At 45.6% G+C, this 15,749-nt stretch carries 16 protein-coding genes; 10 read left to right on the plus strand and 6 right to left on the minus strand.

The features are described from left to right. Positions 1-15: 15 nt before the first annotated feature. The 4 genes from BDI_RS13035 to BDI_RS13050 all read left to right on the plus strand — a co-directional run bounded on the left by BDI_RS13035 (position 16) and on the right by BDI_RS13050 (position 4,531). Positions 16-1,563, plus strand: a complete 1,548-nt coding sequence (locus tag BDI_RS13035; RefSeq protein WP_008780675.1) for a sulfatase family protein — start codon at positions 16-18, stop codon at positions 1,561-1,563. Next, positions 1,563-3,125 (plus strand): arylsulfatase, encoded by a 1,563-nt coding sequence (locus BDI_RS13040; protein ID WP_005861155.1) that lies wholly within the window; start codon positions 1,563-1,565, stop codon positions 3,123-3,125. Before BDI_RS13035 ends, BDI_RS13040 begins: the two co-directional genes overlap by 1 nt. Positions 3,126-3,228: 103 nt before the next feature. Beyond that, entirely contained in the window at positions 3,229-3,888 is a 660-nt protein-coding gene (locus BDI_RS13045) for a LysE family translocator (RefSeq protein WP_005861153.1), read from the plus strand. Position 3,889: 1 nt separating this feature from the next. Continuing rightward, complete coding sequence (locus tag BDI_RS13050; RefSeq protein ID WP_005861151.1) at positions 3,890-4,531, plus strand: carbohydrate-binding family 9-like protein; 642 nt, start codon at positions 3,890-3,892, stop codon at positions 4,529-4,531. 55 nt (positions 4,532-4,586) lie between these two features. Here the strand turns inward: BDI_RS13050 and BDI_RS13055 are convergent, their stop codons facing one another. After that, entirely contained in the window at positions 4,587-4,994 is a 408-nt protein-coding gene (locus tag BDI_RS13055; RefSeq protein ID WP_011966910.1) for a DUF6249 domain-containing protein, read from the minus strand. A gap of 149 nt (positions 4,995-5,143) precedes the next feature. On the opposite strand from BDI_RS13055, the gene BDI_RS13060 reads away from it, so the two are divergent. Continuing rightward, complete coding sequence (locus tag BDI_RS13060; RefSeq protein WP_041525678.1) at positions 5,144-5,701, plus strand: RNA polymerase sigma factor; 558 nt, start codon at positions 5,144-5,146, stop codon at positions 5,699-5,701. After that, the gene (locus BDI_RS13065; RefSeq protein ID WP_005861145.1) at positions 5,694-6,050 is read left to right on the plus strand and encodes a hypothetical protein; all 357 of its coding nucleotides are present in this window, start codon (positions 5,694-5,696) and stop codon (positions 6,048-6,050) included. The genes BDI_RS13060 and BDI_RS13065 overlap by 8 nt, the downstream gene beginning before the upstream one ends. Here the strand turns inward: BDI_RS13065 and BDI_RS13070 are convergent. The 3 genes from BDI_RS13070 to BDI_RS21250 form a co-directional block, all read right to left on the minus strand. After that, a complete protein-coding gene (locus BDI_RS13070; RefSeq protein WP_011966912.1) occupies positions 5,995-8,139 on the minus strand; it encodes a sensor histidine kinase in 2,145 nt (714 codons plus the stop codon). The genes BDI_RS13065 and BDI_RS13070 overlap by 56 nt on opposite strands. Beyond that, positions 8,136-9,428 (minus strand): tetratricopeptide repeat-containing sensor histidine kinase, encoded by a 1,293-nt coding sequence (locus tag BDI_RS13075; RefSeq protein ID WP_305953583.1) that lies wholly within the window; start codon positions 9,426-9,428, stop codon positions 8,136-8,138. Before BDI_RS13075 ends, BDI_RS13070 begins: the two co-directional genes overlap by 4 nt. 76 nt (positions 9,429-9,504) lie before the next feature. After that, positions 9,505-9,765, minus strand: a complete 261-nt coding sequence (locus tag BDI_RS21250) for a hypothetical protein (RefSeq protein ID WP_226766662.1) — start codon at positions 9,763-9,765, stop codon at positions 9,505-9,507. Between the two features lie 310 nt (positions 9,766-10,075). Between BDI_RS21250 and rpsA the strand changes: the two genes are divergently transcribed. After that, positions 10,076-11,866: a 30S ribosomal protein S1 gene (gene rpsA, locus BDI_RS13085; RefSeq protein WP_005861137.1), complete on the plus strand. Its 1,791-nt coding sequence runs from the start codon at positions 10,076-10,078 to the stop codon at positions 11,864-11,866. An 82-nt stretch (positions 11,867-11,948) separates the two neighbouring features. On the opposite strand, the gene BDI_RS13090 is transcribed toward rpsA, so the two are convergent. After that, positions 11,949-12,191 carry a hypothetical protein gene (locus BDI_RS13090; protein WP_005861135.1) on the minus strand — a complete coding sequence of 81 codons (243 nt, stop codon included), beginning with the start codon at positions 12,189-12,191 and terminating at the stop codon, positions 11,949-11,951. Between the two features lie 178 nt (positions 12,192-12,369). Between BDI_RS13090 and BDI_RS13095 the strand changes: the two genes are divergently transcribed. The 3 genes from BDI_RS13095 (at position 12,370) to BDI_RS13105 (ending at position 14,555) form a co-directional block, all read left to right on the plus strand. Then, positions 12,370-13,017 carry an HAD family hydrolase gene (locus BDI_RS13095; protein WP_011966915.1) on the plus strand — a complete coding sequence of 216 codons (648 nt, stop codon included), beginning with the start codon at positions 12,370-12,372 and terminating at the stop codon, positions 13,015-13,017. A 345-nt stretch (positions 13,018-13,362) separates the two neighbouring features. Then, positions 13,363-14,283 (plus strand): AraC family transcriptional regulator, encoded by a 921-nt coding sequence (locus BDI_RS13100; RefSeq protein WP_005861131.1) that lies wholly within the window; start codon positions 13,363-13,365, stop codon positions 14,281-14,283. After that, the gene (locus tag BDI_RS13105; RefSeq protein ID WP_011966916.1) at positions 14,280-14,555 is read left to right on the plus strand and encodes an HU family DNA-binding protein; all 276 of its coding nucleotides are present in this window, start codon (positions 14,280-14,282) and stop codon (positions 14,553-14,555) included. The genes BDI_RS13100 and BDI_RS13105 overlap by 4 nt, the downstream gene beginning before the upstream one ends. Before the next feature lie 79 nt (positions 14,556-14,634). Here the strand turns inward: BDI_RS13105 and BDI_RS13110 are convergent, their stop codons facing one another. Then, positions 14,635-15,729: a sugar phosphate isomerase/epimerase gene (locus BDI_RS13110; protein ID WP_005861126.1), complete on the minus strand. Its 1,095-nt coding sequence runs from the start codon at positions 15,727-15,729 to the stop codon at positions 14,635-14,637. Positions 15,730-15,749: the final 20 nt, after the last annotated feature.

Consider the following 15,749-nt stretch of genomic DNA (forward strand, 5'->3'; position numbering starts at 1 on the left):
TAAATAATAAACAACATGAAATCAACACTTATCGTAGGGATCGGTGCCTCGCTTCTTACAGCCGGTATCGCAAAAGCCCAACAGAGACAAGACATTACACCTAGAACGCCAAACGTATTGTTCATCTATGCGGATGACTTGGGATATGGAGACTTGGAATGCTACGACGGCACGCAAGTGAAAACCCCGAATATCAACCGGCTCGCCAAGAACGGTATCCGCTTCACCAACGCTCACGCAACCGCCTCTACCAGTACGCCCTCCCGATATTCCATGCTAACCGGAGAGTACGCATGGCGCCGCCCGGGAACGGACATCGCCGCAGGAAACGCCGGAATGATCATACGACCGGAGCGTTATACGATAGCCGATATGTTCAAGAACGCGGGATACGCCACGGCCGCTATCGGCAAATGGCATCTTGGCCTAGGAGACAAAGCGGGCGAGCAAGACTGGAACGCCCCACTCCCCACCGCCCTTGGCGATCTGGGATTTGATTATTCCTATATCATGGCGGCGACGGCAGACCGCGTCCCCTGCGTATTCATCGAGAACGGGCAGGTGGCGAACTACGATCCGGATGCCCCGATCTATGTCAGTTACCAGAAGAACTTTCCCGGAGAGCCGACCGGAAAAGATAATCCGGAATTATTATACAACCAGAAGCCTAGTTTCGGGCACGACCAATCCATCGTAAACGGAATCAGCCGTATCGGTTACATGAAAGGTGGCGGCAAGGCGCTTTGGAAAGACGAGAATATCGCCGATTCTATCGTGACACACGCCATCGATTTTATCAAGGAGAATAAAGAGAAGCCTTTCTTCATGTATTTCGCCACGAACGACGTGCATGTACCCCGCTTCCCGCACGACCGTTTCCGGGGAAAGAACCCGATGGGCGTGAGGGGCGACGCTATCGAGCAATTCGACTGGAGCGTAGGCCAATTGATGAAAACATTGGATGAGATGGGATTGACGGAAAACACCTTGATCATCTTGTCAAGCGACAACGGACCTGTCGTAGACGATGGTTACGCGGACCGGGCCGTGGAGCTATTAGGCGATCATAAACCCGCCGGCCCGCTTAGAGGTAATAAATACAGTGCCTTCGAAGGGGGAACCCGTATCCCGGCTATCGTACATTGGCCAAAGGAGATCAAGCAAGCCGCCGTATCAGATGCGCTAGTGAGCCAGATCGACTGGTTCGCCTCCCTTGCCTCACTGACGAATTCCCGTCTTCCGAAAGGAAGCGCGCCGGATAGTTATGATTATCTGGATACTTGGATCGGGAAAAGCAAGGAAGACCGCCCGTGGGTAATCGAGCAAGCGCTTAATAAGGCACTCTCCGTCCGTACGAAAGATTGGAAATATATCGAGCCGAGCGTAGGTTCCGCTATCATGGAATATGAGAAGATTGAGACCGGATATTCCCCCGAGCCTCAGTTATACGACATGACGAAGGTCTACGAGGAAGGAAACAAGGCCTTGCAACATCCGGAGATCGTTTTCCAATTGCAGGGAATCTTAAAAGGAGTTCGGGATCACACTATCAAGGCTAAATAATGGAAAGAAGAAACTTCATTAAATCATCCCTCGGAATCGGTCTGGGTGCGACACTTCCGGGGATGACGCATAGCAAAAGCGGGAAAGAGGCAGAGACCGCCGTCTCTCCCGCCATGCCCGTAAAGAGCGGTAAGCCGCATATCATCTTGATCATGACCGATCAACAACGGGGCGACGCCCTCGGCTGCATGGGAAACAAGGCGGTGATCTCACCGAATATCGACCGGCTGGCGCAAGAAGGCTCGTTGTTCGTGAGCGGATATTCCTCCGCTCCAAGTAGTACTCCGGGACGGGCCGGTTTATTGACCGGGATGTCTCCTTGGCATCATGGTATGCTGGGATACGGACGCATGGCCTTGAAGTATCGTTACGAGATGCCTCAGATGATGCGGAATCTGGGGTATTATACCTTCGGGATCGGTAAGATGCATTGGTTTCCGCAGAAAGCACTTCACGGATTCCACGCGACCTTGATCGACGAGAGTGGCCGGGTGGAAAGTCCCGATTTCATCAGCGATTACCGGGAATGGTTTCAATTGCAGGCACCCGGCAAAGACCCGGATCTTACGGGTATCGGCTGGAACGACCATGCCGCCGGTGTCTATAAGTTAGACGAACGGCTTCATCCTACGGCTTGGACCGGACAGACCGCTTGCGAGTTGATCCGGAACTACGACAACGACAAGCCCTTATTCCTCAAGGTATCATTCGCCCGCCCGCATAGTCCTTATGATCCGCCTCAACGTTATCTGGATATGTATAAGGACGCAGATATCCCGAAACCCCATATAGGAGATTGGTGCGGACAATACGCCGAGCCGAAAGATCCTCTCCAAGGAGCATCGGATGCCCCATTCGGTAATTTCGGGGATGCGTATGCCATAAACTCCCGTCGCCATTATTACGCCAATATCACCTTTATCGACGATCAAGTAGGGCAAATCATCCAGACCCTAAAAGACAAAGGTATGTACGACAATGCCCTGATTTGTTTCACGGCGGATCATGGTGATATGTTGGGCGATCATTATCATTGGCGGAAAACCTATCCGTACGAGGGTTCGGCCCATATTCCTTATATCGTAAAATGGCCCGCCGGTATATCCAAATCCATACCGGACGGAAGCAGCATAGAACAACCTGTAGAACTGAGAGACTTCTTGCCTACCTTTATCGATATCGCCGGCGGGTCGGTTCCTCCCGATATGGACGGGCGGTCTTTACTCAAGCTGATCCAAGGCCAGCAGGAACAATGGCGCCCCTATATAGACATGGAGCATGCCACTTGCTATAGCGACGATAATTACTGGGCAGCCCTTACCGATGGGAAGATTAAGTATATCTGGAATTTCCACAACGGAAGCGAGCAGTTGTTCGATTTACGGGAAGACCCGGGAGAGACACATAACCTTAGTGAGGACGCAGCCTATCAGAATAAGTTGTCCGAACTACGCAAGATGATGGTAGAGCATCTGTCCGAGCGAGGAGATTCATTCGTGAAAGACGGTAAATTGATGACTCTCGATACGACCCTATTGTACAGTCCCAATTTCCCGAAATAAGGGACGAGCGAGCCTCGTCCCTACAGTATCTTACGTTTTTTACCTTTTTTTTATCGCGGAATGGATGTATCTTTGCCCAAGAAACTAGAAGAGACTCAACTTAATGCTAGGAATCGTTAGTAAAGGAATCATTATAGGTGTATTGGTTTCGGCCCCCATGGGCCCCATCGGTATGCTCTGTATACAAAGAACACTAAATAAAGGACGTTGGCACGGGTTCGTCACCGGATTAGGGGCCGCTCTATCCGACGTGATTTATGCGGCACTGACTTGTCTGGGCATGGGAGTTGTGGTCAACTTCGTGGAGGCGAACCAAGCGCCCCTGCAATTGATCGGAAGTATCGTTCTCGGCATTTTCGGGTATTATATCTTCCAAAGCAACCCGACTAGGAACCTAAAGAAACACCGAGAAAAAAAATTATCGTTCACCCAAGACTTTATTACAGCTTTTCTACTTACCTTTAGCAACGTGTTAATCGTCTTGCTCTATATAGGATTATTCGCCCGGTTTGGTTTCGTGCTGCCTGAACATTCGTTTTGGCTGCTGGTATTGGGCATTGTTTGCATAGGGTTAGGGGCCGTTCTTTGGTGGTTCGGCATAACATATATTATTGGAAAACTGAGAAAATGGTTCAACGTTAGAGGTATTTGGTTACTGAACCGGATCGTGGGCTCTGTCATTATCGTATTGTCTATTATCGGTGCCCTATCGGTTTTATTGACCTCCTACTTACAATGGCCTTTACTTCAAATCTATAGTTAAAATGAAAAGACTGAAAGTTCCTGTTATCCCTGTTCTGGATGTACTCGATATAACATCCATAGAACCGATTCTTGAGGTGCAATCCCAACGTGAGTTCCTCACCCATGCCAATTGGCATGAGTATCCATATAAGCCGATCACCGCTTTTAATATAGCCCGGACAGAGAAAAATCTATATATACGATATAGCGTGCAGGGTAATTCGCTAAAGGCGTCTTATGAGATGGACAATTCCTCGGTCCATAAGGATAGTTGCGTGGAATTCTTCATGAAAAAGGAAGGTGACTCGCATTATATGAATTTCGAGTTTAATTGTATCGGGACTTGCGATGCCGCCCGCCGTACCTCACGGGATATCAAGACGTCGCTTTCGCAAGAAGAGTATAAAAGCATCATAAGACTCCCATCCGTGAGAAGAAGGGCATTCGAGGAGATTAAAGGTATTCATACATGGAACTTAATCGTAGTCATACCACTCAAGTTGATGGGGTTAGATCCTAGTAATCTGCCGGAGAAAATACTAGGGAACTTCTATAAATGCGCCGATGAAACAATGAATCCGCATTTCGTTAGTTGGAGTCCGATCGACCTTCCCGAGCCTAATTTCCATTGTCCTGAATTCTTCGGGGAGATCTACCTGTAGTATAGACGTAGCGTGCTGCATGCAGCACGCTACGTCTATACAGGCAAGCCTATGGCTATTTATTATTCTTACCTAGTTTCAGCTCAATGACGAACGCTATTATCAAGCCGATTCCCCCGAACAAAAGAACCGAAGCCCCATAAGCCGTACCCGCTACCTCATGCCTGTACCAACCATCATCATAATAAGAATTTGTCGCCATACACATATTAATAATAAAGCCTACCAACAAACCTAATCCGATTCCCGCCAAAAGGCACCCGGCCTTTAAGCTACTGAACGAGAAGTTTCGCATGTAGTTAGGCAGTCCCAATTTACCATCGAAAGCAGAGGTATCCAGTTTATCACCGATCTTCTCGATAATCGCCAAACGTTCCCTCTTGCGAACAAACAACTCAAATAATCCGTAAATACCTGCACAAACGATTCCGACAACTAGCGGAACAGAAATAAAATCCATCATAACTGTATAATTTTAATTGATTCATTCATATTGTTTGCTAATTTGACGCAACAGTTTCCCATAGGTTACACCTCCGGGCTGAAAAATATTTTTTATTTTTGTTACCGCAAGTTGTAACCTATTTACCCGGCTTGCGTCCATTAAGTACAATGGAATTGTATACCGATACATATTACATACAAAGGATACAAGCGGGGGACGTGGCATGTTTCGCTTGCCTTTTGGACAAGTATAGCCGTCCGATTCACTCGTTGATCCTCAAAGTGGTACGAAGCCAAGAGGAGGCTGAGGAGTTGGCGCAAGATACGTTTATGAAGGTATTCAAAAACCTCGCCTCATTCAAAGGGGATTGCAGTTTCTCCACATGGATTTACCGGATCGCTTACAACACGGCGATCTCGTCGGTCCGGAAGAAGAGATATGAGTTTCTAGCGATTGAGGAGACTACACTTGAAAACGTATCGGAGGAGGAAATTACGAACCTGTTCGGACAAACCGAATCCACGGAACAGGTTCAAAGATTGGAAGTCGCCCTTGAACAACTTCTACCGGACGAACGGGCCTTGATCTTGCTCTTTTATTGGAAAGAAAAAACAATAGAAGAACTGGTCTCTATCACCGGCTTGACCGCCTCGAATATTAAAGTCAAGCTACATCGCATCCGAAAAAAATTGTTTGTATTATTAAATGGAATGGATCATGAGTAAGATAAACACAAATAAGGAACAACCCGATTTATTGGGGGATTTATTCAAACGCATACCGGAGGAGGAGCTTCCCGCCTCGTTCCGTTCGAACGTAATGCGACAAATCATGCTTGAGTCCGCAAAGGCGAAGAAACGTGACGAACGGTTCAGCCTGTTAGCGGCGATCGTGGCCTCGCTTATCATGATTTCCCTCGCGATCGTATCTTTCGTATATATGGAGATACCCAAGATAGCCATCCCCACGATAAGCACATCGGCCTTGGCTTTCTATTTATACATAGGGGCCATCACGCTCATACTTCTATTGGCGGATTATAAATTGAGGAATCTATTTCACAAGAAAGGATAAGCACGAAGCGAGCCCCGTCTGTATACGAAGAGTCGATAAACAAGGCGCCGTCCAGCCGCTCGGCGATCAGGAGACAGATAGAGAGCCCCAAACCCACGCCGGGCTTGTAATCGTCCAGCTTCTCAAAGCGGTTGAATATGGTAGCCTGTTTTTCAAGGGGGATTCCGGCGCCCGTATCCGTAACGGCTATACATACCTTCTTCCGGTCCGGCTCAAGTTGAAACGATAGATTAATCTCGCCTTTCTCCGTAAATTTAGCGGCGTTTGTCAACAGGTTTGTCAACAGTTGTTGCAGGCGCAGATTATCTACATGTACCACGATTGGTTCCCCGGCGGGAGAAAAAGTCAATTTAACCCCATCCGGTATCCGATGGCGTACACTCTCCAAAGCCATTTGGCAACATACTAAAAGCAGATGATCCTTGATGTCAAAATGAAGGTCTCCGGTCTCCATCCGGGATAAGTCCAATACGTCGTTTACCAGATTCAACATCAGATCCGTGTTGTTCCGGATGATAGACGAATATTCCTTCCGCTCCTCCTCATCGGTAGAAGGTTCCACCAATAAACCGGAGAACCCCACGATAGCATTTAACGGAGTCCGGACCTCGTGGCTCATATTCGCAAGGAAAGCGCTTTTCATCAAGCTAGCCTCTTCCGCACGGGTCTTTTCCTTTATCAACTGTCTTTGAGATTCCAAAAGCAACTCTTTCTCCCGCTGCAACTGGTTCTTCAAGGATCGTAGATGACGGTAGTACAAAAACAGGACATAGAGAAGGATCAACAGCACGACCGATATGGATAGGATAAAGATCAGCAGATCCTGTTTCCGGGCGATGCGTTGCCCGGCCTCCTTCAATTCCGTTTCTTTCAACTCCTTTTCATGCAGCTCATGCAAGGTACGCAATTGGTTTACCTGCCGGAGAAAAGAAGTTCCCCGCCTTTTCGTCAGCGTACTATAAAGTTCGTCATATAGAGCCATGACCTCCCCAAGTTGTCCCTGTTCCTTCAAGATATCCGCCTTGAACTGGATATCCTCGGGCAGCCGCTCGGTCTCCAGCACTTCATTTATACAATGAAGCGCCAGCGGAATGTCTCCTGCCGCCTTATGATAACGGGCCTTAACCGTCAGGTAGGTATTGATCGCATAATCTCCCTCAACCCAATTACTATCCGCATAAGAAGAGGCTTGATCCAACGAACGCTTGGCATTCTCCAAGTCTCCTTGCGAAAGATAAAAACTCGTGTAAAAAGAATAAAGTAACCAATATTCTCTTTTAATAGACAAAAGATCGTTTTTCTCTTGGTAGATCTTATACTGCTCATCGAGCAAAGCCATATATTGCCCTAAGATCCGTTCCGTCGACGCATATTGCTTCGTCCGTACGCTACTCTCCAATTGATAAGAAGTTAACCGGACCTTAGTATCCATGATATCCGGCACATCCTTTATATCCTTCAATAAATCAAGGCTTTCCTGAAAAGAGACAACAGCGTCGCTATCCCTCCGGATTCGTTGGTAAATCAATCCTAATGTCTCCGAGCAACGGAGCAAGCCATATCTATGATCCAAGTTGCTCGCCAACCGATACAGATCCATAGCTTCGCTCATCGCCAGCTCATAATTCCCAAGCCAAAGGAGATCTTGGCTGGAAAGGCTCTTCACGTCAAACAACACATTCGGGTATTCATGCCGGGCCTTGGCTATGGAGTCTACGAGAGAACAATAATATTCCAAACTATCACGTACAGACTGATCGTAATAATATTCGGCTAAGTTCTTCAATCCCAAGTATGCGACAGATATAGAATCCACCGCCATCGCATTTTCATAAAGACGTTCATTATAAACCTTCATCTCGGATTGCTGCTGGTACAGGAATGCCAACCGCCGCAATAAGGGCAAGGTAGACGCTATTGTCGGGCAGTCCGGCAATAACCTCTCCAAGCTGTCGATCTCCGTTAAACGATCCTTGGCGGGAGGAGGTGTGGAAGATCTCATCGAACCGCAAGATACGCCTAGGAAGATCACGATGACCATCCCCATACGTATGGATATCCAGTTATTGAGTCGATTCTTCAGTCTCATATGGGGGTCTCAATTAAATTCGTTGGATGTATAAAGACAAACCGGGCTCCATCCTTATAAGAGATGTCCACCGATAAAGAGCCATTAAGCTGCTCCGAGATGATCTGGCAAACAGATAGTCCTAGGCCGGTACCTTGAATAAAGTCGTCCAGTTTCTCAAAACGCTCGAATATCTTTTCGCACTTATCCTCCGGGATCCCGCAGCCCGTATCCGTAACGGAGAAACAGACCTCCTCCTTGCCCTCATCCACGGTAAACGAGAGATTGATCTCTCCCTCGGAGGTGAATTTAGCGGCATTCGACAACAAGTTAGTCAGCAACTGCTGTAAACGCAAGGCATCCGTATTCAAGGTATAAGATTCAATCGAGGGAGTAAACGTCAATCGGACCCCGGGCTTCACCCGATGGCGAATCGAATCCAACGCCCTCTGGCAACAGGCGACCAGATCGTTTGGCTTCACGCTGAACTTGATCTTGCCGGATTCCAAACGGGATAAATCCAGGACATCGTTCACCAGATTCAATAGCAACTCGGAACTATGGTTCACCTCCCCGGCAAACCGGATCTTCTCCTCCTCGCTATACTCGCTACTCGCCAATAATTCCGAGAACCCGACAATGGCGTTCAACGGCGTACGCACCTCATGGCTGATATTGGCGATAAAGGCGCTTTTTTTCTTGTTCGCCGCCTCCGCCTCTTTCGTCACGACCCGCAGTTGCTTCTCCGAAGCGGTCAAGGAGTCTTTCTCCTGAAGCAACTCATTTCTCAACCGCTTAGTATGCATATAAATACGCCACAACATATAGAGTAGGCCCATCAAGACCAATAGAAGACCGATAGATACGACAATCTGCTTCTGCTTCAAAGCTTCTTGCTCCGATTTCAGCTTCAACTCCCGATCTTGCTTTTCCAGGTCATTCAAGTCATTCAATACACGGAGTTGCTCGATTTGCCGGTCGAAGGCATCCGTGTTGATCGTCTCCGTCTTATTGATGATCTCCTCATAGATAGTGACCGCCTCTTGCAATTGGCCGGACGATTGCAATACCGCTTTCTTCATCTCCAACTTATCCAGATCACGATTGATCTTTAAAGCCAGATTGACGGCGGACAACGCATGCCTATAATCTTTCTCCTTCCAATAATAAAATGATTTTGTCCGCAGATATTGAGCCTCCACCCTATCCCCAAAAGAACTATCCAAATAAGCGGTCGCCTGATCCAAATACGCCTGTGCCTTTCCCGAATTCCCTTTCATGGTATACAGCTCGCAATAATAGCAACTCATCAAGCAACGATGACGTTTTACCGGAAAAATCTTTCCCTCCCCATTATACTTCCTTTCCAAGGAATCCAATAAATGATCATACTGTTTCAAGAGCGCCCCCGACTCGGACAAACGTCCTAATAGCAGGGTAATAACGACTCAAGCCAGCCATCGCATCGTATACGATCCCGATGGAATCCAAAGGCATCGCGATATCGATTATCTCTTTCAACGCTAGTACCTCCTCCGGCAATTGCCAGTACAAGCCGATTAATTCTTTAAGAAGGGGTATCTTATCCTGAGGTTTTTGGATACGTGATAAAGATTGGCGTATGCTATCCGCACGAAATTTACTCACGGCATTCTGCGCACTTGTGCCCACCGCAAACAAAATCCACACTATTCCTATAAAAGTATTGACGCTGGACTTTCTTAAAAATCCTCTGCTCATTGATTTATCGCTTACAATTCGCAAACTTACAAAATAAATATCAATAAAAATCAACAGTTTTCCGTAATTACAGCCAACACGACCCAAATGAATGTTTTTACCCCTCAAAACTCTTGTCAATCAGAAAAAAAGCATTACCTTTGCCCCGATTTTTGAGAGATGACAACATAAAGTCTAACTTACTAATTAAAACAAACTTAGTATTAACAATTAAAGAATGGAAAATTTAAAAAACATCCAGCCAGTTGAAGATTTCAACTGGGACGCTTTCGAGCAAGGCGAGACTTACACCGAAGTAAGCAAGGACGATCTTGTAAAAACGTATGACGAGACCCTGAACACGGTAAAAGACAAAGAAGTGGTTATGGGTACCGTTACTTCTATGAACAAACGTGAGGTTGTTGTAAACATCGGTTTCAAATCTGACGGTGTTGTTCCTATGTCCGAGTTCCGTTATAACCCGGATTTAAAGATTGGTGACGAGGTAGAGGTTTACATCGAGAGCCAAGAAGACAAAAAAGGACAATTGATCCTTTCACACAAGAAAGCACGCGCTACACGTTCTTGGGATCGTGTTAACGAGGCTCTTGAAAAAGACGAAATTATCAAAGGTTACATCAAATGTCGTACGAAGGGCGGTATGATCGTTGACGTATTCGGTATCGAAGCGTTCTTGCCGGGTTCTCAGATCGATGTGAAGCCGATCCGCGACTACGATGTATTTGTAGGTAAGACTATGGAATTCAAGATTGTTAAGATCAATCAAGAATTCAAGAATGTTGTTGTATCTCACAAGGCTCTTATCGAGGCTGAGTTGGAACAACAGAAGAAAGATATCATCTCCAAATTGGAGAAAGGACAGGTATTGGAAGGAACTGTCAAGAACATCACTTCTTACGGTGTATTCATCGACTTGGGTGGCGTAGACGGTTTGATCCACATCACAGACCTTTCTTGGGGACGTGTTTCTCATCCGGAAGAAATCGTTCAGCTTGATCAGAAGATCAATGTTGTTATCTTGGACTTCGACGACGAGAAGAAACGTATCGCTCTTGGCTTGAAGCAATTGACTCCGCACCCATGGGATGCTTTGGATACGAACTTGAAGGTTGGTGACAAGGTTAAGGGTAAAGTTGTCGTTATGGCTGACTACGGTGCGTTCATCGAGATCGCTCCGGGCGTAGAAGGTTTGATCCACGTTTCAGAGATGTCTTGGACACAGCACTTGCGTTCCGCTCAAGACTTCATGAAGGTTGGCGACGAGATCGAAGCCGTAATCTTGACTTTGGACCGTGACGAGCGTAAGATGTCTCTTGGTATCAAGCAATTGAAGGCTGATCCTTGGGAAAACATCGAGGAGCGCTTCCCGGTAGGTTCTCGTCATGCGGCTAAGGTTCGTAACTTCACTAACTTCGGTGTATTCGTAGAAATCGAGGAAGGTGTTGACGGCTTGATCCACATCTCTGACTTGTCTTGGACGAAGAAGATCAAACATCCGTCTGAATTCACTCAGATCGGCGCTGAGATCGAGGTTCAAGTATTGGAAATCGATAAGGAAAACCGTCGCTTAAGCTTAGGCCACAAGCAATTGGAAGAGAATCCTTGGGATGTATTCGAGACAATCTTCACGGTTGGTTCTATCCACGAAGGTACAATCATCGAAGTATTGGATAAGGGTGCCGTTATCTCTTTGCCTTACGGCGTAGAAGGTTTCGCTACTCCGAAGCATCTTGTAAAAGAAGATGGTTCTCAAGCTCAAGTAGATGAGAAACTTTCATTCAAGGTAATCGAGTTCAACAAGGAAGCTAAACGTATCATCCTTTCTCACAGCCGCATCTTTGAAGATGAGCAAAAAGGCGCTAAGGCAACTTCTGAAAAGAAGGCATCCTCAAAACGTGGCGGTAAAAAAGAAGAGGAATCTGGAATGGTAACCGGTCCGGTTGAAAAGACTACATTAGGTGACATAGAGGAATTGGCAGCTTTGAAAGAAAAACTTTCTGGTAAGTAATTGATCCTTCTTTGAGATATAATAAAAGGAGATATCTGATTCAGGTATCTCCTTTTTCTATGTTATTCCTACTGCGGCTTATTTAAGAAAAGCATTCTTCCGTGACACGTGTCTCACATGGCTCGGAAATACCCAACAAATCATTGATCTCCTTTCTTTTCTCTAAATCCGTAAAATAAGCCTCTACAACTTTATAAATATCAAAACCTCCCGTAGAACCGGCTGCCAAGTTTAGTGACTCGACTAATTTGCCTGTAGCTTTATGAATCTCTGCTTGTTTCAGCAAATGAAATTCATTCCCGTGAATTAATTGATTCTTTCCCATGATGTTCCAATTTTAGGTTATACAATATATTACAAAGGATTTCTATTCCTGTCCTAAAGATACAAATATCTTATATATGACCTAATACTTTTATCTATTTTTAAATCGGTTCATCTATTTTATCAGTCGAAAGGGAAAGTATGTCTCTACATTCCATTAATTTTGCCAGAAAACTAAAATGAAAAAGTTAGTAATATTCGATCTTGACGGAACATTATTAAATACGATCGCCGATTTAGCCCATAGCACGAACCATGCGTTGCGGCAAAACGGTTTTCCGACGCACGACGTAAAGGAGTATAACTTCTTCGTAGGAAACGGCATCAACAAATTATTCGAACGCGCGTTACCCGAAGGTGAAAAGACGGCAGAGAATATACTAAAGGTAAGGGAAGAGTTCTTGAAGCATTACGATCTGCATAACACGGATCGCAGCGTTCCATACCCCGGTGTCCCTGAGTTATTAGCCTTGTTGCAGGAAAGAGGGATAAAACTGGCGGTCGCTTCTAATAAATATCAAGCCGCTACCCGTAAGCTCATCGCCCATTTCTTTCCTTCCATACAATTTACGGAGGTTCTCGGACAGCGTGAAGGAGTAAAGGCGAAGCCAGATCCCAGTATTGTCAATGAGATCGTAGAACGAGCGAGCATATCCAAAGAGAGCACTCTTTATGTCGGTGATTCGGACGTAGACATGCAAACCGCCATCAACAGCGAAGTGACCTCCTGTGGGGTAACATGGGGCTTTCGCCCTCGTACGGAATTAGAGAAATACGCACCCGATCATATAGCGGAAAAGGCAGAAGATATACTCAAGTTTATCTAAAAGACGATCTAAGCCTGTCGTGCGAGGCAATCCTTCCCGTTCTTGTCTCGCACGCTTGTCCTTAACCTTAATTACTAATATTTCCTAACACATATTCCATCCAGCTCGCACAGCCCTTAGAATACAAGTTATCCCTAACATCACCTCAACCGTATTTGCAAAAAAGTATTAGACCTACAAACAAAAACATCCAATAGCGGTTATTTTTCAAGGTATCATTTAAGCCAAACTTTAAAAAACGCCAAAACGAGACCTATATTTCTGTAATATTATACCAAACAACCACTAGATAAATATAGTAAAAGACGAAGTTATAATTTTACATAAGAAACATAGACAAAAAGAATGTCGGGAAATATTAAAAAAATAGTTGAGCCGAATAGTGGTATTGATTATTCTTTGGAGAAGGACTTCAAGATCTTTACACTTTCCAAAGAACTCCCTATTACCACTTACCCTTCTTATATAAGATTAGGGATTGTCATCTATTGTGTAAAAGGAAACGCTAAAATTGATATCTATTCCAACAAGCACATTATAACCCCCAAAGAGCTCATCATCATCTTGCCGGGGCAATTGGTCGCATTAACGGACGTTAGCGTAGATTTCCAAATCAGATATTTCACGATCACGGAATCCTTTTATTCTGATATATTAAGCGGTATCAGTCGTTTCTCGCCACATTTCTTTTTCTATATGAGGCAACATTACTATTTCAAGATGGAAGACGTGGAAACTCTTTCCTTTGTAGACTTCTTTGAATTACTTATAAGAAAAGCCGTCGATCCGGAAAACCAGTATCGAAGAGAGTCGGTTATACTCTTACTTCGCATATTATTCCTTGATATATATAACCATTATAAAGTCAATTCTTTAGACAGTACGGCAACGATAGATGTACACAAGAAAGAACTGACCCACAAATTCTTTCAATTGGTCATGAGTAATTACAAAGTGAACAGAAGCGTGACGTTCTACGCGAACTCTCTATGCATCACCCCTAAATACTTGACCATGGTTGTTAAGGAGGTAAGCGGCAAATCCGCCAAAGATTGGATTACGGAATATATGATCCTAGAATTAAAAGGATTACTCACCAACTCCACCTTGAATATCCAAGAGATTGTTGAGAAGACGCAGTTCTCGAACCAATCCTCGTTGGGACGCTTCTTTCGGAGGCACACGGGCTTATCGCCTTTGCAATACAGGAAAAAATATTTAACAACAGAGCAAAGAACAAACTTCTCAAAAAATAATACGATATGAATAAAAGTCAGCTAATCGAGGAATTATCGAAAAGAGTCGGTAATGACAAAGCAGAAATCCGGTACATATTGGAAGAACTGAATAACATCATCTTAGAGAAAACGAGAGCCGGAGAAAAGGTATGTATACAGGGTTTCGGTGTTTATACTCCCCGCTTACAGACAAGCAGGTTGGCTAGAAACCCGAAAAGCGGAGAGACTTTAATGTTGATCCCTAGAACCATTGTCCATTTTAAGTGCGCACCAAATTTGCTGAAAGAGATCAATAAATAAAAAATAAAGGGTCGGCTCCACCGGGAACCGACCTTTTCGTCATCCCATTAATGACATACCAAAGACAACATTCTATAATCTACATCAATATCTGTCGAGCATATTTCACGCAAGTGCCTACCTCTTTCACGGAGTCAGACCAAGGCTTGATATCATATTCCAGTTCTATATCGCAATAGATAGGCCATTTCTCTTGTTTGATCAACAAGAGCACGTCTTCCAACGGCATCTCCCCTTGTCCCCATACTTGATTCGTATTCGGCTGGTCCCCTGTCGTAGGCCCCGTCTTATCTTTCAAGTGGATACTATAGATCCGATCATGATATTTCTTGATCATCTCATTCGGATGGATACCTGTAGAGCCAAAGAAGTGGCCCGCATCAAAATTCAACATAATAGAAGGAGAGATCGCTAAGATCGGATCGCAACTAAAGCCTTCTTCGGCATATTGCATATGATTATGGAAAGCCATATACATCCCATGCTTCTCGGCAAATGGAGCGACTCTTTTCGCCGTCTCCAAATTAATCTCGTCCGTCACGGCTTTAGCGCCCATGGCCTTGGCCACCTTGAAGGCATAATCGACCTCTTCGTCCGATCCCATGCCGGAAGGTTGCATTTTCACGATATGCACAGATATCCCAGCGTCGCTCAACAACTTACGGGCACCTTCCACCTTCGATAGATCCAGCCCGAGACGCCACGCTTTCACCTCTTCCTTATATTTATCGATCTCAGCCTGCTGCTCCGGAGTAAACTTCGGGGGACCCATCCGACGAGGAGCCGCAGGTTTCTCACCCGGTTTCGCCGCAGGTTGAGAAGCTTGCCGACGGAAGAATTTCATCATCGGATTCTCCGGAGCTCCTAAATAAGCTTCCAGATCACCTCCCATCAACTCAATGGAACTGATATTCGCTTCTTGGCAATACTTGATGATATTCTCCAATCCACCCGGCATGGAACGCCAACTATAAGTGATCGTGCCGATTTGCACGCCACCGAACTTCGAGTTAACCTTGCCTGCCTCCGCCGCCGTATCAACCGGAGCGGGAGCCGCCACACTCTTCCCCGTACAAGAGAAAGCACTCGGAAGGAAAGACGCGGCCGCCAAAGCAGCGACCGATCTTCCTAGAAACTCACGTCTGGACTGACCATTGTTCACATCTTTATTCATAACCATTCAATTTATAAATT

This window comes from Parabacteroides distasonis ATCC 8503 (assembly GCF_000012845.1).
Classification (GTDB): domain Bacteria; phylum Bacteroidota; class Bacteroidia; order Bacteroidales; family Tannerellaceae; genus Parabacteroides; species Parabacteroides distasonis.